General features: G+C 66.8%; 21 protein-coding genes and 1 pseudogene. 12 read left to right on the forward strand and 10 right to left on the reverse strand.

All coding sequences use genetic code 11. The annotated features are described in order from the left end of the window. The 4 genes from BDI24065_RS29145 to BDI24065_RS29160 all read left to right on the forward strand — a co-directional run. On the forward strand, positions 1 to 972 hold a 972-nt coding region (locus tag BDI24065_RS29145), incomplete at its 5' end, for an acyl-CoA dehydrogenase (protein WP_175034167.1). Between the two features lie 81 nt (positions 973 to 1,053). Next, a complete protein-coding gene (locus tag BDI24065_RS29150; RefSeq protein ID WP_438820039.1) occupies positions 1,054 to 2,682 on the forward strand; it encodes an electron transfer flavoprotein-ubiquinone oxidoreductase in 1,629 nt (542 codons plus the stop codon). A gap of 48 nt (positions 2,683 to 2,730) precedes the next feature. Next, complete coding sequence (bktB, locus tag BDI24065_RS29155) at positions 2,731 to 3,924, forward strand: beta-ketothiolase BktB (protein WP_175034169.1); 1,194 nt, start codon at positions 2,731 to 2,733, stop codon at positions 3,922 to 3,924. 38 nt (positions 3,925 to 3,962) lie between these two features. Further along, entirely contained in the window at positions 3,963 to 4,817 is an 855-nt protein-coding gene (locus BDI24065_RS29160) for a 3-hydroxybutyryl-CoA dehydrogenase (protein WP_175034170.1), read from the forward strand. Between the two features lie 163 nt (positions 4,818 to 4,980). Here BDI24065_RS29160 and BDI24065_RS29165 read toward each other — a convergent pair whose 3' ends face one another. Continuing rightward, the gene (locus BDI24065_RS29165) at positions 4,981 to 5,133 is read right to left on the reverse strand and encodes a hypothetical protein (protein WP_175034171.1); all 153 of its coding nucleotides are present in this window, start codon (positions 5,131 to 5,133) and stop codon (positions 4,981 to 4,983) included. Positions 5,134 to 5,358: 225 nt separating this feature from the next. On the opposite strand from BDI24065_RS29165, the gene BDI24065_RS29170 reads away from it, so the two are divergent. Both BDI24065_RS29170 and BDI24065_RS29175 read left to right on the forward strand, forming a co-directional pair. Then, positions 5,359 to 7,302, forward strand: a complete 1,944-nt coding sequence (locus tag BDI24065_RS29170; RefSeq protein ID WP_175034172.1) for a collagenase — start codon at positions 5,359 to 5,361, stop codon at positions 7,300 to 7,302. A 118-nt stretch (positions 7,303 to 7,420) separates the two neighbouring features. Next, a pseudogene (locus BDI24065_RS29175) lies at positions 7,421 to 7,784 on the forward strand (TIGR00366 family protein); the annotation flags it as partial. Between the two features lie 119 nt (positions 7,785 to 7,903). On the opposite strand, the gene BDI24065_RS29180 reads toward BDI24065_RS29175, so the two are convergent. Beyond that, entirely contained in the window at positions 7,904 to 8,575 is a 672-nt protein-coding gene (locus tag BDI24065_RS29180) for a TetR/AcrR family transcriptional regulator (protein ID WP_175034173.1), read from the reverse strand. Between the two features lie 94 nt (positions 8,576 to 8,669). Between BDI24065_RS29180 and BDI24065_RS29185 the strand changes: the two genes are divergently transcribed. Continuing rightward, positions 8,670 to 9,500, forward strand: coding sequence for an NmrA family NAD(P)-binding protein (locus tag BDI24065_RS29185; protein ID WP_175034174.1), 831 nt, complete (start codon positions 8,670 to 8,672; stop codon positions 9,498 to 9,500). Beyond that, the gene (locus BDI24065_RS29190) at positions 9,497 to 9,982 is read left to right on the forward strand and encodes an anthrone oxygenase family protein (protein ID WP_175034175.1); all 486 of its coding nucleotides are present in this window, start codon (positions 9,497 to 9,499) and stop codon (positions 9,980 to 9,982) included. The genes BDI24065_RS29185 and BDI24065_RS29190 overlap by 4 nt, the downstream gene beginning before the upstream one ends. A gap of 75 nt (positions 9,983 to 10,057) precedes the next feature. Here BDI24065_RS29190 and BDI24065_RS29195 read toward each other — a convergent pair whose 3' ends face one another. Further along, positions 10,058 to 10,858, reverse strand: a complete 801-nt coding sequence (locus tag BDI24065_RS29195) for an AraC family transcriptional regulator (protein ID WP_039362607.1) — start codon at positions 10,856 to 10,858, stop codon at positions 10,058 to 10,060. Positions 10,859 to 10,948: 90 nt separating this feature from the next. Here BDI24065_RS29195 and BDI24065_RS29200 point away from each other — a divergent pair, with 90 nt between their 5' ends. Then, positions 10,949 to 11,857, forward strand: a complete 909-nt coding sequence (locus BDI24065_RS29200; protein ID WP_175034176.1) for a DMT family transporter — start codon at positions 10,949 to 10,951, stop codon at positions 11,855 to 11,857. A gap of 26 nt (positions 11,858 to 11,883) precedes the next feature. Beyond that, a complete protein-coding gene (locus BDI24065_RS29205; RefSeq protein ID WP_175034244.1) occupies positions 11,884 to 12,831 on the forward strand; it encodes an ATP-binding protein in 948 nt (315 codons plus the stop codon). An 8-nt stretch (positions 12,832 to 12,839) separates the two neighbouring features. Here the strand turns inward: BDI24065_RS29205 and BDI24065_RS29210 are convergent, their stop codons facing one another. From BDI24065_RS29210 to BDI24065_RS29220, 3 genes are all read right to left on the reverse strand, one after another. Then, a complete protein-coding gene (locus tag BDI24065_RS29210) occupies positions 12,840 to 13,706 on the reverse strand; it encodes a DUF2071 domain-containing protein (protein WP_175034177.1) in 867 nt (288 codons plus the stop codon). A 76-nt stretch (positions 13,707 to 13,782) separates the two neighbouring features. Beyond that, on the reverse strand, positions 13,783 to 14,085 hold the full coding sequence (locus BDI24065_RS29215) for an ArsR/SmtB family transcription factor (protein WP_175034178.1): 303 nt from the start codon (positions 14,083 to 14,085) through the stop codon (positions 13,783 to 13,785). Positions 14,086 to 14,098: 13 nt separating this feature from the next. After that, a complete protein-coding gene (locus tag BDI24065_RS29220) occupies positions 14,099 to 15,316 on the reverse strand; it encodes an MFS transporter (protein WP_175034179.1) in 1,218 nt (405 codons plus the stop codon). 143 nt (positions 15,317 to 15,459) lie between these two features. On the opposite strand from BDI24065_RS29220, the gene BDI24065_RS29225 reads away from it, so the two are divergent. Further along, positions 15,460 to 16,371, forward strand: a complete 912-nt coding sequence (locus BDI24065_RS29225) for a LysR family transcriptional regulator (protein WP_175034180.1) — start codon at positions 15,460 to 15,462, stop codon at positions 16,369 to 16,371. Between the two features lie 79 nt (positions 16,372 to 16,450). Here BDI24065_RS29225 and BDI24065_RS29230 read toward each other — a convergent pair whose 3' ends face one another. The 4 genes from BDI24065_RS29230 to deoC form a co-directional block, all read right to left on the reverse strand. After that, on the reverse strand, positions 16,451 to 16,816 hold the full coding sequence (locus BDI24065_RS29230) for a hypothetical protein (protein WP_175034181.1): 366 nt from the start codon (positions 16,814 to 16,816) through the stop codon (positions 16,451 to 16,453). 285 nt (positions 16,817 to 17,101) lie between these two features. Beyond that, positions 17,102 to 17,821: a hypothetical protein gene (locus BDI24065_RS29235; protein WP_175034182.1), complete on the reverse strand. Its 720-nt coding sequence runs from the start codon at positions 17,819 to 17,821 to the stop codon at positions 17,102 to 17,104. Between the two features lie 36 nt (positions 17,822 to 17,857). Beyond that, positions 17,858 to 18,382, reverse strand: a complete 525-nt coding sequence (locus BDI24065_RS29240; protein ID WP_175034183.1) for a DUF3592 domain-containing protein — start codon at positions 18,380 to 18,382, stop codon at positions 17,858 to 17,860. Positions 18,383 to 18,478: 96 nt separating this feature from the next. Beyond that, entirely contained in the window at positions 18,479 to 19,159 is a 681-nt protein-coding gene (gene deoC, locus BDI24065_RS29245) for a deoxyribose-phosphate aldolase (RefSeq protein ID WP_175034184.1), read from the reverse strand. Positions 19,160 to 19,305: 146 nt separating this feature from the next. Between deoC and deoR the strand changes: the two genes are divergently transcribed. Continuing rightward, positions 19,306 to 20,076 carry a DNA-binding transcriptional repressor DeoR gene (gene deoR / locus BDI24065_RS29250; RefSeq protein WP_175034185.1) on the forward strand — a complete coding sequence of 257 codons (771 nt, stop codon included), beginning with the start codon at positions 19,306 to 19,308 and terminating at the stop codon, positions 20,074 to 20,076. The last annotated feature ends 5 nt before the right edge of the window (positions 20,077 to 20,081 follow it).

A 20,081-nucleotide genomic window follows, 5' to 3' on the forward strand; every position in this document is an offset into this window, starting at 1 on the left:
GCGATCGGCTACCTGGTCGGCGAGGAAAACCGCGGCCTCGAATACATGTTCATCATGATGAACGCGGCGCGCTTCGGCGTCGGGATGCAGGGGATCGGCGTGGCCGACCGTGCATACCAGAAGGCGGCGGAATTCGCGAAGGAGCGCGTGCAGAGCCGCCCGGTCGACGGCTCGGCCAAGCAGTCGGTGACGATCATCCATCACCCGGACGTGCGCCGCATGCTCGGCACGATGCGTGCGATGACCGAAGGCGCGCGGGCGCTGGCCTACGTGGCCGCCGCGCACAGCGACATTGCCCACCGCCATTCGGACGAGGCGACGCGGGCCCGTCATCAGGCAATCTACGAATATCTGGTGCCGGTCGTGAAGGGCTGGAGCACGGAGATGGTGAACGACGTGGCGAGCCTGGGCGTGCAGGTGCACGGCGGGATGGGCTTCATCGAGGAAACGGGCGCGGCGCAGTACTACCGCGATGCGCGGATCCTGGCGATCTACGAAGGCACGACGGCGATCCAGGCGAACGACCTGGTGGGCCGCAAGACGATGCGCGACGGCGGCGCGGTGGCGAAGGCGCTGATCGCGGAGATCGGCGACACGGTGGCGGCGCTGGGCAAGCTGGACGGCGCGGCGGCTGCGTCGGTGAAGGCGCAGCTGGAGAAGGGCGCAAAGGCGCTGTCGTCGGTGGTCGATTACGTGGTGGCGAACGTGAAGCAGGACCCGAACGCGGTGTTCGCGGGCAGCGTGCCGTACCTGAAGCTGGCGGGCGTGGTGCTGTGCGGGTGGCAGATGGGCCGCGCGCTGGTGGCGGCGCAGGCGCAGCGTGCGAGCGATCCGGCGTTCTTCGACGCGAAGATCGCGATCGCGCAATGCTATGCGGAGCACGTGCTGGTGCAGGCGGGCGCATTCGAAGCGTCGATCGTCGGCACGAAGGGCAACGAGGGCGTGCTCGCGTTGACGGAAGACCAGTTCTGACCGGTTGACGGTCGGGACGCAGGAGGAGACAGGATTTTGACCACACAGGACTTGCTCGCGCAGTACGGCCCGCGCGAATCGATGGAATACGACGTCGTGATCGTCGGCGGCGGCCCCGCCGGGCTGTCGGCGGCGATCCGGCTCAAGCAACTGGCCGCCGAAAAAGGCACCGAGATCGGCGTGTGCGTGCTCGAGAAGGGCTCCGAGATCGGCGCGCACATCCTGTCGGGCGCGGTGATGGATCCGCGCGCGATCAACGAACTGTTCCCCGACTGGAAGGAACGCGGCGCACCGCTCGACGTCGAGGTGACGGAAGACCGCTTCCTGTTCCTGTCCGAGAAGAGCGCGGTCACCACGCCGAACTGGGCGCTGCCCGCCAACTTCCAGAACCACGGCAACTACGTGATTTCGCTGGGCAACGTCACGCGCTGGCTTGGGGCACAGGCGGAAGCGCTGGGCGTCGAGATCTTCCCCGGCTTCCCCGCCGCCGAGATCCTGTACAACGACGACGGCTCGGTGAAGGGCGTCGCGACCGGCAACATGGGCGTGGGCAAGGACGGCGAGCCGACCGAGAACTTCCAGCTCGGCATGGAGCTGCATGCGAAGTACACGCTGTTCGCCGAAGGCTGCCGCGGCCATCTCGGCCGCCAGCTGATCTCGAAGTTCAAGCTCGACGCGAACGCGGAACCGCAGGCCTATGGGATCGGCATCAAGGAGCTGTGGGAGATCGACCCGGCCAAGCACAAGCCGGGCCTCGTGATCCACACGGCCGGCTGGCCGCTGAAGTCGGACACCTACGGCGGCTCGTTCCTGTACCACATGGACAACAACCAGGTCGTGGTCGGTTTCGTGGTGGGCCTCGGCTACACGAACCCGTACCTGTCGCCGTTCGAGGAATTCCAGCGCTACAAGACGCACCCGTCGATCCGCGCGTTCCTGGAAGGCGGCAAGCGCGTGTCGTACGGCGCGCGCGCGATCACGGCCGGCGGGCTGCTGTCGCTGCCGAAGACGGTGTTCCCGGGCGGCGCGCTGATCGGCGACGACGCGGGCTTCCTGAACGCGTCGCGGATCAAGGGCAGCCACGCGGCGATCAAGACCGGCATGCTGGCAGCGGACGCCGCGTTCGACGCGGTGCAGGCCGGCCGCCAGTCGGACGAGCTCAACGCGTACCCGGATGCCTTCAAGCAATCGTGGCTGTACACGGAGCTGTACCGCGCGCGCAACTTCAAGCAGTGGATGGCGAAGGGACTGTATCTCGGCACGCTGATGGTCGGGCTCGAGCAGAAGGTGATGGGCGGCAACGTGCCGTGGACGCTGCATCACAAGCACGCGGATCACGAGATGCTGAAGCCTGCGTCGCAATGCGAGCCGATCGAGTATCCGAAGCCGGACGGCAAGCTGACGTTCGACCGGCTGTCGTCGGTGTTCATCTCGAACACGAACCACGAGGAGAACCAGCCGGCGCACCTGACGCTGAAGGATGCGAGCGTGCCGGTGAACGTGAACCTGCGCACGTACGCGGGACCGGAAGGTCGCTTCTGCCCGGCGGCGGTGTACGAATTCGTGAAGAACGACGACGGCAGCGACCGCCTGGTGATCAACGCGCAGAACTGCGTGCACTGCAAGACCTGCGACATCAAGGACCCGACGCAGAACATCGTGTGGGTCACGCCGGAAGGCGGCGGCGGGCCGAATTACCCGAACATGTAACGCAACGTATCCCCGCGCCTGCGGGCGCGAACGAACCGGAGTGAGACGATGAGCAATGCAGCGAAAGAAGTCGTGGTGGTGAGCGGTGTCCGTACCGCGATCGGTGATTTCGGCGGCAGCCTGAAGGATTTCTCGCCGACCGACCTCGGTGCGAAGGTGGTCGCCGAAGTGCTGTCGCGTGCGAACGTGCCGGGCGACGCAGTCGGGCATGTCGTGTTCGGCCACGTCGTGAACACCGAGCCGAAGGACATGTACCTCGCGCGCGTCGCGGCGATCAATGGCGGCGTGGCACAGCACACGCCCGCGCTGACCGTGAACCGCCTGTGCGGTTCGGGCCTGCAGGCAATCGTGTCGGCCGCGCAGACGATCATGCTCGGCGATGCCGACGTCGCGATCGGCGGCGGCTCGGAAAACATGAGCCGCGCACCGTACACGGTGCCGGCTGCGCGCTTCGGCCAGCGCATGGGCGACGGCAAGCTCGTCGACATGATGCTCGGCGCGCTGCACGACCCGTTCCAGACGATCCACATGGGCGTGACGGCCGAGAACGTCGCGAAGAAGTACGGCATCTCGCGCGACGCGCAGGATGCGCTGGCGCTCGAATCGCATCGTCGCGCGGCGCGCGCGATCGCGGAAGGGCGCTTCAAGGACCAGATCCTGCCGATCTCGATCCGCACGAAGAAGGGCGAGGTCGCGTTCGACGCCGACGAGCACGTGCGTCATGACGCAAGCGCGGACGATTTCACGAAGCTGCGCCCGGTGTTCACGAAGGAGAACGGCACCGTGACGGCCGGCAATGCATCGGGCATCAACGATGCGGCCGCGGCCGTGCTGATGATGAGCGCGGACGCTGCGCGTGCGCAGGGCGTGAAGCCGCTCGCACGCCTCGTTGCGTATGCGCACGCGGGTGTCGATCCGGCATACATGGGCATCGGCCCGGTGCCGGCCACGCAGAAGGCGCTCGAACGCGCGGGCCTGAAGATCAGCGATCTCGACGTGATCGAAGCGAACGAGGCATTCGCGGCCCAGGCGTGCGCGGTCACGCAGGAGCTCGGCCTCGATCCGGCGAAGGTCAACCCGAACGGCTCGGGCATTTCGCTCGGTCACCCGATCGGCGCGACCGGCGCGCTGATCACGGTCAAGGCGCTGTACGAACTGAAGCGCATCGGCGGGCGTTACGCGCTCGTGACGATGTGTATCGGCGGTGGCCAGGGGATTGCTGCGATCTTCGAGAACATCTGATAATCGAACGCTCAGTACCCGAACACACAGGAAATTTCATGGCCATCGAAATCGTCGGCGTCGTGGGCGCCGGAACCATGGGCAACGGCATTGCGCAGACCGCCGCCGTTGCAGGACTCAACGTCGTGATGATCGACGTCAGCGACGCGGCGCTCGAGAAGGGTATCGTGACGCTGAAGGGCAGCCTCGAGCGGCTCGTGTCGAAGGACAAGCTCGACGCCGCCACGCGCGATGCGGCGCTGGCGCGCATCACGACGTCGACCGACTACGCGACGCTCGCGTCGGCCGATATCGTGATCGAAGCCGCGACCGAGAACGTCGAGCTGAAGGGCCGCATCCTGAAGCAGATCGAGGCCGTCGCGCGGCCCGACGCGATCATCGCGACCAACACGTCGTCGATCTCGATCACCGCGCTCGCGGCGCCGCTCGCCGATCCGGCGCGCTTCGTCGGCATGCACTTCTTCAACCCGGTGCCCCTGATGCCGCTCGTCGAGATCATCCGCGGGCTGCAGACGAGCGACGCGACCGCGTCGGCGGTGCGTGCGCTGACCGAGCGTTTCGACAAGTCGCCGATCGGCGTGCGCAACTCGCCGGGCTTCGTCGTGAACCGGATTCTCGTGCCGATGATCAACGAGGCGTTTTTCGTGCTGGCGGAAGGCATTGCGTCGGCCGAGGAGATCGACGCGGGGATGAAACTCGGCGCGAACCACCCGATCGGGCCGCTCGCGCTGGCCGACCTCGTGGGCCTCGACGTGTGCCTCGCGGTGATGGACGTGTTCGTGAAGGACTTCGGCGATCCGAAGTATCGTGCGTGCCCGCTGCTGCGCGAGATGGTGACGGCCGGGCGCCTCGGGCGGAAGACCGGGCGTGGGGTGTACGACTACAGCAAGTAAGCAGCGGACCGGAAGGTCTTCAACGCGGATGGCGAGTCGTGCCGGATGATGTCGTTCATCCGGTGCGGTTCGCCATCCGCGTTTTTCATTGGATGGCGATGTCCGTCTTCAGCACGTGTTTGCCGCGAGGCTTCAATGAGTGCCGATCCGACGCACGCGCCGGTCAGGTCTGTATCGTGTTCATGACGTTGGCCGGCGTGACGAAGTCGAATGCGGGAATCAGTTTGTCGAAGAAGCGCTGAAGCGGGATGTTCGTCGCGATCGCCAGATCGCCGTCCGGATACCGAGTCGCGATGAACTTGCCGACGAACCGCAAGATCGCGTCGTACCAAAGGCCGGCGTCATGAACGCACGCGCAGGAGAACGGTGTCTGCTCGACGCCGCGCCGCTTCGCATCGGCCGGTTGAATTATTTCGCAAATCGATTTTAATCTTAAAATAGTTAATATAATTCAAGACTATATCTTTCATATCGATTAAATTGACGTTTCAATATGTAATGTTATATCTTGGTTGCCCAAAAACAACCGAGAGAAAATAAAGTGGCAATAACCGAGGTGCTTGAAAAAAACCGCCGCTGGCTGGCCATCGTCGCGTGGTCGGTATTCGCCGGACTGGCCGGTACCGCATCGGCCAATACCGAGCCGGCCCAGCCGACGCAACCCAAGCAGGCACGCATGCCTCGCGTGCCGCAGAATCTGCCCGTGTCGCCCGAGCAGGCGCAGTACAACCTGCCGCTCAGCGAGCAGGATCGCGCGGCCCTGACCAGGCCTTCGCCGCTCAAGCAGCCGGCCACGCGCAGCAAGCGCAGCACGTCGGGCGCCGATTGCCGCGACATGTCGGCGATGACCCAGTATCGCGGCACGGCGCTCGCCGATTACATTGCGAATCTTCCCGATTACGAATGCCATTACGGCCTGTTCTCGGTCGATAAAGCGCAGGCCACGCAGATCTTCAATGCCGAAAACGTGCACGCTGTCGCGGGTCGTTTCGTGCAGGAAATCTATAAATACGATGCGAGCAATTTGATCCTGGTCAATTTGCTGATTTATCTGCGTGCCGCTTATTACCAATATGATGTATCGGGTATTGCGAACCCGATTCCGAATCTCGCGGTGTCGCTGCGCCCGTATATCAAGCAGAGCCTCGAGGGCGATGCGCTCTATCGCGACAATGCGCGCGCGCCGAGCACCGCGAACGAGCTGATGAAGCTCATCACGAACATGCGGGACGAAGCGTACTACCTGCCGGCGCTGAAGAACCGGATCGCGTCCTACACCGTGAGCGCGGCGAATCCGCAAGCGGCGGCGCCGCTGCTGCAGCGCAGTGCGGCGGGCGGCTTCACCGGCTTGCTCACGGTGTTCTTCTACGCGCACCAGCGCAGCGGCGCGCAGCCGATGCTCGACAGCGACGCGACGCTTCCGGAGACGCTCAACCGCTTCGTCACCGCGAACCGCGCGAGCCTGTCGAACACGAGCGCCGCCTATCAGCTGGCCGACGCGGCGCGCGAAACGTTTCGCTTCCTCCGCTATCCGACGCAGAAGCCGCGCGTGAAGAAAATGATCCAGGACATGCTCGCGTCGACGAGCATGACGGGCGCGGACAGCGATCTCTGGCTCGCGGCGGCGGAAGCGGTCGACTACGGCGATCCGGCCAACTGCGCGGACTACGGCACCTGCGACTACAAGAGGCGGCTGACCGACGCGGTGCTCTCGAATCGCTACGCTTGCAACGCGAGCGTGCGCATTCTCGCGCAGGACATGACGATGCCGCAGCTGCAGTCGGTCTGCACGGCGGTCGCGCAGCAGGACGACTACTTCCACCGGATGATGAAGACCGGGCGCAAGCCGGTCGCGGGCGATCGCAACGACACGATCGAACTCGTCATTTTCGATGACTACGCGAACTATCGAAAATACGCGTCGGTGATCTACGGCATCAGCACCGACAACGGCGGCATGTATCTCGAGGGCGATCCGTCCGCGCCCGGCAACCAGGCGCGCTTCATCGCGCACGAGGCATCGTGGCTGCGGCCCGAGTTCAAGGTGTGGAACCTCGAGCACGAGTTCACGCATTATCTCGACGGCCGCTACGACATGGCGGGCGACTTCTCGGTGAGCACCGCGAAGCCGACCGTGTGGTGGATCGAGGGCGTCGCCGAGTATCTGTCGAGAAAGAACGACAACCAGGAGTCGATCGACGCGGTGAGAACGGGCGCGTACCGGTTCTCGGACGTGCTCGGCACGCGTTACGCGTCGAGTGACTACGTCACGCGCGCGTACCGGTGGGGCTACATGGCGACGCGCTTCATGTTCGAGCGCCATCGCGCGGACGTCGACACGATCGTGTCGCGCTTCCGGGTGGGCGATTACGACGGCTACGCAAACTATGTCGCGTACATCGGCAATCGCTACGACACCGAGTTCGCCGACTGGGCGCGCAACGCGACGACGGCGGGCGAGCCGCCGGTGCCGGCGAAGCGCTGACGTGCACGGGCCGGCGCCGCGTGATCGGACGCCGGCCACCGATCGTTACGCCCGCTCTGCCCGGGCGCTCCGCGCCGGTCTTCACGAACGGTTGCACTTGTCTGGGGTCAATCTCGCCTTCGTCGCGCTGTCCTCGCAATCATCGTTTCCCGCGGTGATGGGGGGGTACTCAGCCGTCCTCGGATTCTTCGTTCCGTCGGGCGGTGGCAAGTGGATCATCGAGGCGCCCTACGTGATCGAGGCGGCAAAACTGCTGCACGTCCATCTGGGCTGGGCGGTGACGGTCTACAACGCCGCCGGGGCATTGCCGAACCTGGTCAACCCGTTCTGGATGCTGCCGCTCCTCGGTGTGCTTGGGCTGCGTGCCCGCGACATCGTGGGGTTCACGTTCACGCAGTTGATGCGTGCATCTGCCGCTCGTGATTTTCATGCTCTGGGCTCTTGCGAGCACGCTCAGCTACCATCCGCCAGTCATGCCGTGACGAACGTCAGACTCGTTTGCCTTCGGCGGATTTCGTGCGATGCGTCGATGGGCGACCGGTTCCGTAGCCAGTAGGCGCGGTGCGAAGCCGGTGCCGGCCGCGTACTTCGTTTGACACGGCTACGCGTCCAGCACCGACAGGTCCCGCGGCAGCGCACGCTTGAACATCGCGAGGATCTGCTGCGCCGCCTTCGGCGGCAGCGTGATCGCATGGCGCACGGCCGCTGCGATCTGGATCATCATCAGCTCGGCGAATGCGCTCCGTTGCGCATGGGGGGTGTCGGGCGCCACTTCGCCCAGCGCATCCGCGAACAGCCCCGCCAGAAACTCGCCGTCCGCCTGGTCGAGCGCCTGCAGCGCGCGGTCGGCCTGCGTGGCCCGCCAGATGTCGCGCATCAGCGGCTCGTCGACGAACATCCGGTAGTAGCTGTCCGTGATGCGGGCGAGCGTGGCGTGCAGGTCGTCGAGCGTCTTCATCGTGGCCAGGTCACGCCGCACGCAGACGTGGCCGGCTTCGTTGTAGCGCTCCGCGAGCGTGCCGATCACGGCCGCCTTGTCCGGAAAGTACTGGTACAGCGAACCGAACGAGATGCCCGTGCGCTCGACGATGTCGCTCATCCGGAATGCATCGCAGCCTTTCTCGATCATCACTTCCGACGCGCACGCGAGGATGCGCTCGAACCGCTCGCGGCTGCGTTGCTGCGTCGGCACCAGACGTGCTCGCGCCGGTGTATCCGCCGTATCCGCCGCCGTTTCGGGCCCGCTGTTCTGCCCCGATTTTTGTCGGCCCATGCCGCCTCCGGAAAAACTTGACGTTGCTAATGCGAGAGTCTATCGTGTTTTTGAAACGCGAGACATTCTCGTATTTTAGCCAAAGGAGACGGTCATGACGGCACTTCCCACTCTCATCGTCGGCGGTTCGGGCAAGACGGGCGCCCGCGTCGATGCCCGGCTGCGCGCGCGCGGCATCGCAACCCGGCCCGTGTCGCGCACGTCGGCCGTTTGCTTCGACTGGACGGCGCCCGCGACGTGGCCGGCCGCGCTTGAAGGCGTATCGGCCGCCTACGTGACCTACCAGCCGGACCTGGCCGTCGAAGGCGCGGTGGACGCGATCGCCGCATTCGCACGGCTTGCGCGGGAAAGCGGCGTCGAGCGCGTCGTGCTGCTGTCCGGGCGCGGCGAGCCCGGCGCGCAGGCTGCCGAGGCCGCCCTGCAGGCGTCGGGCGTGGGCTGGGGTGTGGTGCGTGCGAGCTGGTTCAACCAGAACTTCTCCGAGGGCTACCTGATCGACGGCGTGCTGGCCGGTGAAGTCGCATTGCCGGCCGGCGCGGTGCGCGAGCCGTTCGTCGATGCGGACGACATCGCGGACGTCGCCGTGGCCGCGCTTACCGATGCGCGCTTCGCGAACCGCGTGATCGAGGTCACGGGCCCGCGTGCGCTGACGTTTGCCGAGGCGGTCGCCGAAATTGCGCGGGCCGCCGGCCGGCCGGTCGTCTATCGCGAGATTCCGGCCGATGCGTTCGTTGCCGGATTGCGCGAGGTCGGCGTGCCGGAGCCGGTCGTCGCGCTGCTCGACGATCTGTTCAACGTGGTGCTCGACGGGCGCAACAGCGCGGTGGCGCACGGCATCGAAGAGACGCTCGGCCGGCCGGCACGCGATTTCGCCGACTACGCGCGGGCGACAGCCGCGACCGGCGTGTGGAGTGCACGATCATGATCGCGCTCGTGACTGCCGCATTGCTGTGGGGCTCGGCCATCGGCTGCGGGCTGATGGCCGGCGTGTATTTCGCGTTCTCGACGTTCGTGATGACGTCGCTCGGACGGATCGCGCCGCATGCCGGCGTGGCCGCGATGAACGCGATCAACGTCGACATCGTGCGTTCGCCGTTCATGCCGCTGTTCCTCGTCACGACGCTGATGGCGCTCGCCCTGATCGTGCTGGCGCTGTTCAATCGCGAGCAGCCGGGCGCGATGCTGGCGGTCGCGGGCGGCGTGCTCTATGTGTTCGGGATGTTCGCGGTGACGATGGCCGTCAACGTGCCGCTCAACGATGCGCTCGCCGCGGCCGATCCGTCGACCGCGCACGGCGCGGCGCTGTGGACGCGCTACGTGCACGACTGGACGATGTGGAATCACGTGTGCACGGTGGCGTCGGCCGCCGCGTGCGTGTTTTTCATCGCGGGGATTGCGGCGCGGTAGCGGCGCGCGTCATGCGGTGCGCGCGGCCTGCCCGGGCAACCGGTATTCGGCGATCGTGCCGCGCACGAACCCGCACTACGCATAAAACGCCGACGGCGACACGCCGAAATGCCGCTTGAACATCGCGGAGAACGCGCTCTGGCTGCTGTAGCCGTGATCCATCGCGACGGTCAGCACCTTCTCGCCGTGCGCGAGGCGCTTGAGCGCGAGCAGCAGCCGCGCCTGTTCGCGCCAGCGGCGGAAGCTGAGCCCCGTCTCGCGCCGGAACGCGCGATGCAGCGTGCGGACCGACAGGCCGAGCAGGTCGGCCCACTCGGCGATCGTGCGCAGGTCGTCGGGCGCGGCGACGAGCGCGTCGCAGATCGTGCGCAGGCGCGGGTCGTGCGGCCACGGCAGGTACAGCGGCAGCAGCGGCGCGACCGTCACCTCGGCGAGCAGCAGGTGCATCAGGTGATCGTGGCGCGAGCCCGGTGCATAGTCGAGCGGCACGTCGACCGCGGCGAGGATCAGCTCGCGCAGCAGCGGATGCACTTCCACGACACAGCTCCGTGCGGGCAGGTGCTCGACCGCACCGGGCTCGACGAACACGGTGCGCATCTGCACGTCGCCGCTCATCTGCACCGTGTGGTCGAGACCGGCTTCGAGCCACACGCCGCGCGTCGGCGGCACGACCCACGACGCGCCTTCCGACTGCACGTGCATCACGCCCTCGATCGCATAGAGCAGCTGCGCGCGGCGATGCCGGTGCGGCGCGATCGACGTGCCGTGCGCGTACGTCGCCGCCATCGCCGATACGGGCATCGGCGTCGATTCGAAGCGCAGGTGTGCACCGGGCGGGGTGGACTCGAGTGTCCGATTGGCGACAAGTCGTGACATTTTGGCGTGAGACAGGCAGGTGGACGGGCGGGCACGATGGCGTTCCCATCCACGCCAGACCCCTGTCAGGATATTAATCCGTCAAACGCGATGAACAAGTCCCCATTTCTGTTTCCTTTCTGTGCGATCGCGCTGTGGGCCGGCAACGTGGTCGTGTCGAAGCTGTCGGCGTCGACGATCGACCCGTCGGCGATCACCTTCTACCGGCTGCTGCTTGCCGTCGCGCTGATGAGCGTGTTCACGTTGCGCCCCGCGTGGCGCAATCGCGCGGCGCTCGTCGCGCACCTGCCGAAGCTCGCGGTGCTCGGCTTTCTCGCGATGGCGCTGTTCCAGAGCCTGTCCTACGAGGCCGCGAAAACGACGAGCGCCACCAACATGGCGATCATCACGGCGCTCGTGCCGCTGATGACGATGCTGCTCAGCTCGCTGCTGCTCGGCGATCCGCCGGGCGCGGGCATGGTCGGCGGCGGGGTGTTGTCGCTCGCGGGCGTCGTCTACCTGATCGCCGAGGGGCACCCGGCGACGATCGCCGCGCGCGGCGTGCAGGCCGGCGACCTGCTGATGCTGGCCGCGTCGGCTGCGTATGCGCTGTACGGCGTGCTGCTCAAACGCTGGCGCATCGGTGCGCTGCCGGCGTGGCAGTCGACCTACGTGCAGGCGCTTGCCGCGCTCGTGTTCATGGTGCCGATGCTGCTGCGGTTGCCCGCGCAGGCGGCATGGCCGACGCGGGCGAGCGTGCCGCTGATCCTGTACGCCGGCGTGCTGGCGTCGGTGGTGCTGCCGTATCTGTGGGTGCAGGGCGTGCGGCTGCTCGGCCCGAGCCGCTGCGCGATGTTCATGAACCTGCTGCCGGTGATGACGGCCGGCGGTGCGATCGTGCTGCTCGGCGAATCGTTGCGGCTGTATCACCTGATCGGCGGCGGTGTGGCGCTCGTCGGCGTGGCGATCGCGCAGCGGTTTCCGTTCCAGGCGAGTGCGTCGCAAGGAGTGCGGCAATGAGCGGCGATCGCGACATGCAGAACCTGATGGCCGTGCTGCCGGATGCTCGCGCATCCGGGGATGGCCCGGCGCTCGCGCATCAGCTCGAACGGATCGCGACCGCGCTCGAAGCACTGGCCGGTACCGGCCGGCCGGCGCCCGTCGATTTCGACGCGGCTGTCGCATTCCGCTGGCGCGGTTTCGACGGCGGGCCGCGAGCGGCGCCGCTCGAACCGGTCGCGGCGCCCGCGCTCATCGCGTTCGATGCGCTGCGCAACGTCGAGCGTCAGGTGGCGATCGTCGAACGGAACACGCGGCAGTTCGTGCGCGGGCTCGCGGCGAATCACGTGCTGTTGACCGGCGCGCGCGGCACCGGAAAGTCGTCGATCGTGAAGGCGTGCCTGCACGCGTTCGCGCCGCACGGGCTGCGGTTGATCGAGGTCGGCAAGGAGCAGTTGAGCGACCTGCCGGCGATCGTCGAGCTGGTGCGTGCGCGGCCCGAGCGGTACATCGTGTTCTGCGACGACCTGTCGTTCGAGGCGGGCGAGACCGGTTACAAGGAACTGAAGACGGTGCTCGACGGCTCGGTCGCAAGCGACCTGTCGAACGTGCTCGTGTACGCGACGTCGAATCGCCGCCACCTGATGCCCGAGCAGGCGAGCGACAACGCGAATGTGTCGCGTGCGGAAAACGGCGAGCTGCATCCGGGCGACGCTGTGGAGGAGAAGATCTCGCTGTCCGAGCGCTTCGGGATCTGGGTGACGTTCTACGGGTTCACGCAGGACGCGTATCTGGCTGTCGTCGAAAGCCGGCTCGGCGAGGCCGGGTTCGATACGGAGCAGATTCGTGCGGCGCGTGAACCGGCGCTGCAGTGGGCGCTGGAGCGTGGTGCGCGGTCGGGGCGGATCGCCGTGCAGTTCGTGCGCGACTACGTCGGGCGGCTGGCGGACGAAAGTGACGCGGATGAAAGCGCACCCGCGTTGCGCACGGGTTGAGCAGGGCGCTACAGCACCCGCTCCGACAACACGCGAAACGCGACGTCCGGCACAACGAAGCACAACGGTTCGCCGGTCGCGCCGATGCGCGCGAGGAACTCGCCGCCGCCGACCGGTTCGACCGGTTTCAGCGGCCGGACCGCGTCGATATCGATCGGCAGGTCGATCGACGCATGCGCGAGGCGGTCGCAGTCCGCGACATGCGCGACGGCCGCGTGCTGCAGCGACAGGTAAGCGACGGCGTCGCGCCAGCTTTCGAAGAACGGCGCGAATGCCTCGGGTAGCGAGTAGTCGCCCGACGCCGCTGCCGCACAGTGGAAATCGGGCGCGCTCCCGCTTCCGCCCGACAGCAGCGTTCGATACCGTCCGTCCTGCGCGGCATGCGTGAAGCGTTCGGCAAGATGGGACGGCAGCGCGTCGCTGAAGAGCCGGCTGCCGAGCGCATAGAGCGGATGATCGAATATGTTCTTCACGAACAGCACCGTGCGATCGGCCGGCACGCCGCCCGGCAGCGCGTCGACATAAAGCCGCCAGTTGCTCTGCAGCGGCGACGGGAACACGCGTCGCAGCGGGCCTGCGATACGCGGGCCGAAATGGCGGTGCGCATAGGTGAGGATCGTGAACGGCGTGCGGCCGTCGCGGCTCGCGAGCGTGACGCCGCGCGGCACCAGGTGGGCGACGGCGGCGACATCGACGAGCCACGTGCAGTACACGACGTTCTCGACGTCGCTCGCGAGCTGCAGGAACGGCAGCCGCGACAGCAGCGCGCGGCGTGTGCGCAGCAGCGGGCGGCTCGCGACGAGCCGGTTGGCGAGGCGTCCGACGGGGCCGGCGGAAGGGTAAACGAAGGCGTTGTCCTGAAGCATGACCGGCATTGTGCCGGTGTCGCGGAGCGGGCGGAAGAGGCATCGCGGCGCTCCTGGTGAAACTGCCAGGGCCCGCCTTCGCCGGTCAGAGATCGCTGACGACCTGCGTGACGAACGCCGCGATGCCCGAGTCGTCGCGGGCGACGAAGCGCCACTGGCCGACCTGCGTCGCGACGATCAGGCCGGCCTCGCGCAGCACGGCGAGGTGCGCGGACACGGTCGATTGCGACAAGCCGCTGCGTACCACGATCGATGAAAGCGGAACGCCGTGTGGCGAACGAAGGCGCGCGGCGTCTGGTAACGACGCATCGGGCGACTTCAGCCATCGCAGCACATCTCGCCGAAACGGATGCGCCAGCGCCTTGTGAACGAGGTCGACGTCGATCATGACGCGTGCCGGCTCAGCGCGGCGCCCCGCAGCGATGCACGAGTGCGGCGGCGAGCCCGGCCGCGATGCCGAACGCGACCACGCCGTGCCAGCCGAAGCGGGCCATCAGCGCACCGCTGACGATCGCGCCGAGCGCGCCGCCGACGAAGGTCGCGGTCATGTAGAGGCTGTTGATGCGGCCCTGTGCCTTCGGATCGGCGGCGAACGCGCGCGTCTGGTTCGCGACCAGGCCGGCCTGCACGCCGATGTCGAGCACCACCACGCCAATGACGAGCAGCGCGAGCGAGCTGCCGGCCCCGGCGAGGATCAGGTAGGAGACCGTAACGATCGCGATGCCCAGGCCGATCACGCGCCGCGTGCCGATCCGGTCCGATGCCCGGCCGCCGATCGTGGCGGCCAGTGCCCCCGCCGCGCCGATGATGCCGAAGCCGCCGGCCCACGCGCTGCCGAGATGCCACGGGCCGTCGGCGAGCAGCGCTGCGAGATTGACCCAGAATGCATTGAACGCGGCCCACAGCAGTGCCTGCACGACCATCGATTCGCGGATCGGACGATGCGCGCGCGCCAGCGTCCACAGCGACGCGAGCAGCCGGCCATACGACAGCGTGGTGCTCGGCACGCCGCGCGGCAGCAGCCACGCGGCGGCGATCCCCACCGGCACCATTGCGGCGGCTTCGACGGCATACACTGCACGCCACCCGGCATGCGCGGCGATCAGGCCGCTGACCGCGCGGCCGAGCAGGATGCCGACCATGATGCCGGTGACCACCGTGCCGACGTTGCGCCCGCGTTCATTGGGCGCGGACATCACGGCCGCGAACGGCACCAGTTGCTGCGGCACGCAGCTGACCACACCGAGCGAGAACGCGGCGCCGATCAGCGCCCACACACCCGGCGCGAGCGCGGACGCCACCGCGAACGCGAAGGCCAGCACGATCTGGCCCAGCACCAGCTTGCGCCGGTCGTAGCGGTCGCCGAGCGGCAGCAGCAGCGCCAGCCCGGTCGCGAAGCCGAGCAGCGCCGCGCCGGCCACGAGGTCGGCCGTCGCCGGGTCGGCATGCAGGTCCTGCGCGATCAGCGGCAGGATCGGTTGCGTGCAGTAGATGTTGGTCACGACCGCGCCGGCGATGGCGGCCATCGCGACGATCTTGCCGCGCGACGCGGCGGCGGGCGGCGTGGCGGCAGGCGATGCGATGGGCGGCATGCCCGACGCGACAGGGAATTCGTTCATGGCAGGCTCCTTTCTCATGGCGATCCGTCATCGCAGGCAGCAGAGGCGGCCGGCGGGATGGGGTGAAAGGAGCGTACTGTCTTGCACTGGAAAAGATAATCCACCAGAATATGGAATCATCTTTCCGAAATTTGAGAGGTAACATGAACCGCCTCGAGTCGATGTCCCTGCTGGTGGCGGTGATCGATGCCGGCAGCATGTCGGCCGCCGCGCGCCAGCTCGGCATTCCGCTGGCGACCGTGAGCCGCAAGATCGCCGAGCTCGAGTCCTACCTGAATACGCGGCTGCTGCATCGCACGACGCGGCAACTGTCGTTGACCGAGGCGGGCGAGTCCTATGTCGCCGGTTGCCGGCGCATCCTCGACGACATCGCGGAAACCGAGCGTGCGGCCACCGGCGAATACGCGGCGCCGCGCGGCGAGCTGATCGTCACCGCGCCGATCGTGTTCGGGCGTCTGCATGTCGTGCCGGTGGTGGCTGCGTTTCTCGCGCAGTATCCCGAGATCGACGTGCGGCTGGTGCTGACCGATCGCGTTGCCCATCTGATGGAGGAGCAGATCGACGTCGCGCTGCGGATCGGCGAGTTGCCCGACAGCAGCTTCATGGCGACCCGCGTCGGCAGCGTTCGCCGCGTGATCTGCGCAAGCCCGGCCTATTTGGCTGCGCATGGCACGCCCGCCGAGCCGGCCGATCTGGCACGGCATCAATGCATCACGTTCGAGGTGCTGGCGTCGCGCCGCGCGTGGGTGTTCGACGGCGAGAAGGGCGAGCTGACGGTGCCCGTGCACTCGCGCTTCGCGGTGAATACGGCCGAGGCGGCCATCGATGCGGCGGTGCTCGGCGTCGGGCTGATCCGCGTGCTGTCGTATCAGGTTGCGCAGGTGCTGCGCGATCGCACGCTGGACGTGGTGCTCGATACGTTCGAATCGCAGCCGCTGCCGGTCAGCCTGGTGCACAAGGGGCAGGCGCCGATGCCGCTGAAGCTGCGTGCGTTTCTCGATTTCGTTGCGCCGCGGCTGCGCGAACGGATCGCGGGGCTGGCTGGCGGCGGCTGACGGCCCGGCACAGGCGGCGGGCGGCACGTCAGCGGTATCGACACGATCGACACGCGGCACGGCGTGCCGCCAGCAGGGGTTAGCGCAGCAGACGTACGCTCTTGACCACATCGATCGCTTCGTTGCGCCCCGGGCCTGCCACTCGATCGTTGTTGATTTCAGTCGCGTAGCGGAGACTGACCCGTCGCCCCACCAGGGCCTTTTTCAACTTCATCGCGTCACCGGTCTCGACGAACCAGTCGGTGCCGCACATCTGTACGCAATACACGTCGATGCGACGGCCGCTGTCAGTGCGGATCACGATACTCATATCGTCGATACCGCCTCCACCCGTGAGGACGCCGGTGACCTCCGTCGGCTTCGTCGAAGGCGTCGCCGCAGCGATCGACGGTAAAACGGCAGTCAGGGCGATGCCCGCTGCCAGGAGACACGCCACGATCTTCATGAGATTTGCTTTCCTGGTGTAACCGGCGGTACGCGCCGTCCGTGCATTTTGTCATAAGCGATCGGGTGGCTTGACCGATCCTCACTGCATGCCGGCTCGCCGCAACTCAAACAGTCCGCCGTGAAGAACAACACCAAAAATTCCGCTGGTCCGACAGCCCGGAAATCGTCTCGGGACGATCTTCATACGATGTCAGCCGGTTGCCGAGGCTATAGAGATAGGATCGATTGGCCATGCTGGCTCCCTGTCGACGAGAAGATTTCCCGCTGCGGCGTGTGTCCTGCGCTAGCGACCGCCCGCAGCGGAGCGCGGATAGCCGATCTCGGCGAGATCGTCGTCGAGGGACGCGAAATCGCATTCGGGATTGAGTCGCCGGACGAGCCCGGCGTCAAGCGGTTCGTGGCGATATACGGCCGCAACGTCGCGCGGATCGATGTCGCACTCGTAATAGTCGGCGGCGAATTCGACGTACTGCTCGGGCCGTCCGGCAAGTATGCCGAGCAACCGGGCGGAGCCATCCGGGTCTTCAGCCGTGGACGATTCGACCGGCCCGCAGGACCAGCGCGCTTCATGGGCCAGGCGCCAGATGCAGAACGTGCTGTCCCGGGTGGTGAATGCCGGTTCGTGCAGCAGGTTGGCGTGAAATGCTTCGGGCAGGCCGCTGAAGATGGCGGGCCGGGGGGGGCCCGGCCGGTACATCGGCGCCTCGCGTAGCACGCCGTGGAGGGCGGCACCCGCGGAGGAGAAGATCGCAAACCACTGGTCCCCGGAGCCGTTGCGCATCGACGCCATCTTTTCCCCGTCTGCCCATGCCTGGTTGAACGAGTAGTACCGGTATTCCCACTCCTGCGACAGGACCGCATCAAGGGTCGCCAGCGACTGCGTCAGGCGCATCAGGCCGGCGATGTCGGGGAGCGCGTTCAGATTGCTTGTCGAGACGTTCATGTCGTTTTTACCCGTCGTGAGCAGGATGCCGGTGCTCGACCGGAAGAAGCGCGTTTTCATCGGACCGTCGAGGAGCCGCACGCATCGACCGCCGCGCTACTCTCGCGAAAACAGGCGACGCGGCGGCGGGTCGCCGTGCCGCAGCAGCCAGAAGCCGGTAAAGCCGTTGACCAGTCCGACCAGCAGCAGTGCCGCGCCCAGCATCAGCCTGAATTCCCATTCGTCCGACATCGCGGCGCTGTTGAGGCGCGCGATGCCGGGATAGGCAGGCGATACGCGCAGCCCGTCCTGCGCGGCTGCGCCGCAATAGGCGGCCGTCTGCGCGTCGGTGCGGGCAGGCGTCGGATCGTGCTCGTCGGTCAGGCCATCGGCGGGCTGCCACGTGGTGACATATTCGCGTCCGTCTCCGTAGCGGAACCGCGCACTGACTTCCCAGTAAGCGGAGTGCCGGCCGTATTGCAGCGTTGCCGCGCATTGCTCGAGGGTCGCCGGCACGTGCGGCCATGCCTGCGCGTGCCGCAGGATCACGCCATCGGCCAACGTGAAGCCGCCCCACAGCACGACCGCGATGCCGATCGCGAGCAGGAGGCCGGATCTCAACCAGACGGAGAGCGTTCTCATCGGAAGGACGAAGGAGGCGCGCGAACCGGCACGCGGGAGCGCCAAGCGTACCACCGCGGCTGCGTCCGGGAATCCGTCGGCGGCCTGGAGCGTCCGTCAATACGCCGACTCGCTCGCCCCCTGATCGGTAACGATTGCCACCCCCGAACTCGTGCCGAGCCGCGTCGCGCCGGCCTCGATCATCGCCAGCGCGGCCGCGCGGTCGCGCACGCCGCCCGATGCCTTCACGCCGAGCACGGGGCCGACCGTGCGGCGCATCAGCGCGACATCCGCGAGCGTTGCGCCGCCGTGGCCGAATCCGGTCGACGTCTTCACGAACGCGACGCCGAGATCGCGGCACATCTCGCACACGCGCACCTTCTCGTCGTCGGTCAGCAGCCCCGTTTCGAGGATCACCTTGAGCGGCACCGCGCCGCATGCCTGGTGCACGGCTTCGATATCGGCCTTCACGTCGTCGGCGCGGCCGCTCTTCAGCGCGCCGATGTTGATCACCATGTCGATCTCGCCGGCGCCCGCCGCAATCGCGGCGGTGGCTTCGAATGCCTTGGCGGCCGACAGCCCCGCGCCGAGCGGAAAACCGACCACCGCGCACACGAGCACGCCGGTGCTGGCCAGCTCGCGCGCGGCGAGCGGCACGTTCGCCGAATTCACGCAGACCGAGTAAAAGCGATGCCCGGCCGCCTGGCGGCAGAGTTCGCGGATCTGCGCGTCGCTCGCGTCGGGCGCGAGCAGCGTGTGATCGATGGTTTGAGCGAGTTGGGCGTTGGAAAGCGGCATGTGTCAGGACTCCACGGAGCGTGTGCCGGAAGGGCACACGTAAAGTTGATGTTTTCACATCGGTTTGTTACAAATACGACATTCCGGCCGGGCCCGCGCGCCCGGTACGACACGCGACGGATGCGACGGGCACGCAGGATACTGGCATGGAAACGAAGAAAGGCGAACGGATCAAGACATTGATGAACGTGCTGCAAGGGCAGAACGCGATTCATCTGAAGGAAGTGGCCGAGCTGTTCGGCGTGTCCGAGATGACGATCCGCCGCGATCTCGCGGACAACCCGCACGGCTTGAGCCTGATCGGCGGCTACGTGACGCGCCACTTCGCCGCGCAGCGCAGCGACATCGGCGAGTACGTGGTCAGCGCCGAGAACAACCGGCAGACCGAGGAGAAGCGCCGCATCGGCAAGCTGGCCGCGCAGTTCGTGACGACAAGCGACACGATCTTCGTCGACTGCGGCTCGACCACGCCGTTCGTCGTCGACTTCATTCCGGACGACCTCGAATTCACCGCGGTCTGCAATTCGCTGAACGTGTTCGCGAAGCTGCAGCAGAAGCCGCATTGCAGCGTGATCCTGTGCGGCGGCGCGTACCACCGCAAGAACATGGTGTTCGAGTCGGTGGCGGAGACGGGCATCCTCGACACGGTGCGCGTATCGAAGGCGTTCATCTCGGCGGCCGGCGTGAGCGACCGCTGCGGTGTGACCTGCTTCAACTTCCACGAAGTCGACGCGAAGAAGAAGGTGATGGAGCGCGCGCAGAACCGCTTCCTGCTCGTCGACCACACGAAGTTCGATGAAGTGCGCGCCGCCTATTTCGCCGAGCTGACCGACTTCAACTACGTGATTTCGGACGGGCAACTGAGCCGCCGCTACGAAACGACGATCCGCGAACACGGGATCGCGCTCGTGACCTGACGCCA

Origin of the sequence: Burkholderia lata, assembly GCF_902499025.1 — a bacterium.
Taxonomy (GTDB): Bacteria; Pseudomonadota; Gammaproteobacteria; order Burkholderiales; family Burkholderiaceae; genus Burkholderia; species Burkholderia lata_C.

What these genes read in the sequence shown, in the direction of transcription:
- BDI24065_RS29190 (WP_175034175.1), top strand. Translation starts at nt 9,497, where the DNA reads ATGATCGCGCTCGTGACTGCCGCATTGCTGTGGGGCTCGGCCATCGGC.
- BDI24065_RS29225 (WP_175034180.1), top strand. Translation starts at nt 15,460, where the DNA reads ATGAACCGCCTCGAGTCGATGTCCCTGCTGGTGGCGGTGATCGATGCC.
- BDI24065_RS29180 (WP_175034173.1), bottom strand. Translation starts at nt 8,575, where the DNA reads ATGGGCCGACAAAAATCGGGGCAGAACAGCGGGCCCGAAACGGCGGCG.
- BDI24065_RS29235 (WP_175034182.1), bottom strand. Translation starts at nt 17,821, where the DNA reads ATGAAAACGCGCTTCTTCCGGTCGAGCACCGGCATCCTGCTCACGACG.
- BDI24065_RS29205 (WP_175034244.1), top strand. Translation starts at nt 11,884, where the DNA reads ATGGCCGTGCTGCCGGATGCTCGCGCATCCGGGGATGGCCCGGCGCTC.
- BDI24065_RS29215 (WP_175034178.1), bottom strand. Translation starts at nt 14,085, where the DNA reads ATGATCGACGTCGACCTCGTTCACAAGGCGCTGGCGCATCCGTTTCGG.
- BDI24065_RS29210 (WP_175034177.1), bottom strand. Translation starts at nt 13,706, where the DNA reads ATGCCGGTCATGCTTCAGGACAACGCCTTCGTTTACCCTTCCGCCGGC.
- BDI24065_RS29220 (WP_175034179.1), bottom strand. Translation starts at nt 15,316, where the DNA reads ATGAACGAATTCCCTGTCGCGTCGGGCATGCCGCCCATCGCATCGCCT.
- deoR (WP_175034185.1), top strand. Translation starts at nt 19,306, where the DNA reads ATGGAAACGAAGAAAGGCGAACGGATCAAGACATTGATGAACGTGCTG.
- deoC (WP_175034184.1), bottom strand. Translation starts at nt 19,159, where the DNA reads ATGCCGCTTTCCAACGCCCAACTCGCTCAAACCATCGATCACACGCTG.
- bktB (WP_175034169.1), top strand. Translation starts at nt 2,731, where the DNA reads ATGAGCAATGCAGCGAAAGAAGTCGTGGTGGTGAGCGGTGTCCGTACC.
- BDI24065_RS29240 (WP_175034183.1), bottom strand. Translation starts at nt 18,382, where the DNA reads ATGAGAACGCTCTCCGTCTGGTTGAGATCCGGCCTCCTGCTCGCGATC.
- BDI24065_RS29185 (WP_175034174.1), top strand. Translation starts at nt 8,670, where the DNA reads ATGACGGCACTTCCCACTCTCATCGTCGGCGGTTCGGGCAAGACGGGC.
- BDI24065_RS29150 (WP_438820039.1), top strand. Translation starts at nt 1,054, where the DNA reads ATGGAATACGACGTCGTGATCGTCGGCGGCGGCCCCGCCGGGCTGTCG.
- BDI24065_RS29230 (WP_175034181.1), bottom strand. Translation starts at nt 16,816, where the DNA reads ATGAAGATCGTGGCGTGTCTCCTGGCAGCGGGCATCGCCCTGACTGCC.
- BDI24065_RS29200 (WP_175034176.1), top strand. Translation starts at nt 10,949, where the DNA reads ATGAACAAGTCCCCATTTCTGTTTCCTTTCTGTGCGATCGCGCTGTGG.
- BDI24065_RS29195 (WP_039362607.1), bottom strand. Translation starts at nt 10,858, where the DNA reads ATGTCACGACTTGTCGCCAATCGGACACTCGAGTCCACCCCGCCCGGT.
- BDI24065_RS29160 (WP_175034170.1), top strand. Translation starts at nt 3,963, where the DNA reads ATGGCCATCGAAATCGTCGGCGTCGTGGGCGCCGGAACCATGGGCAAC.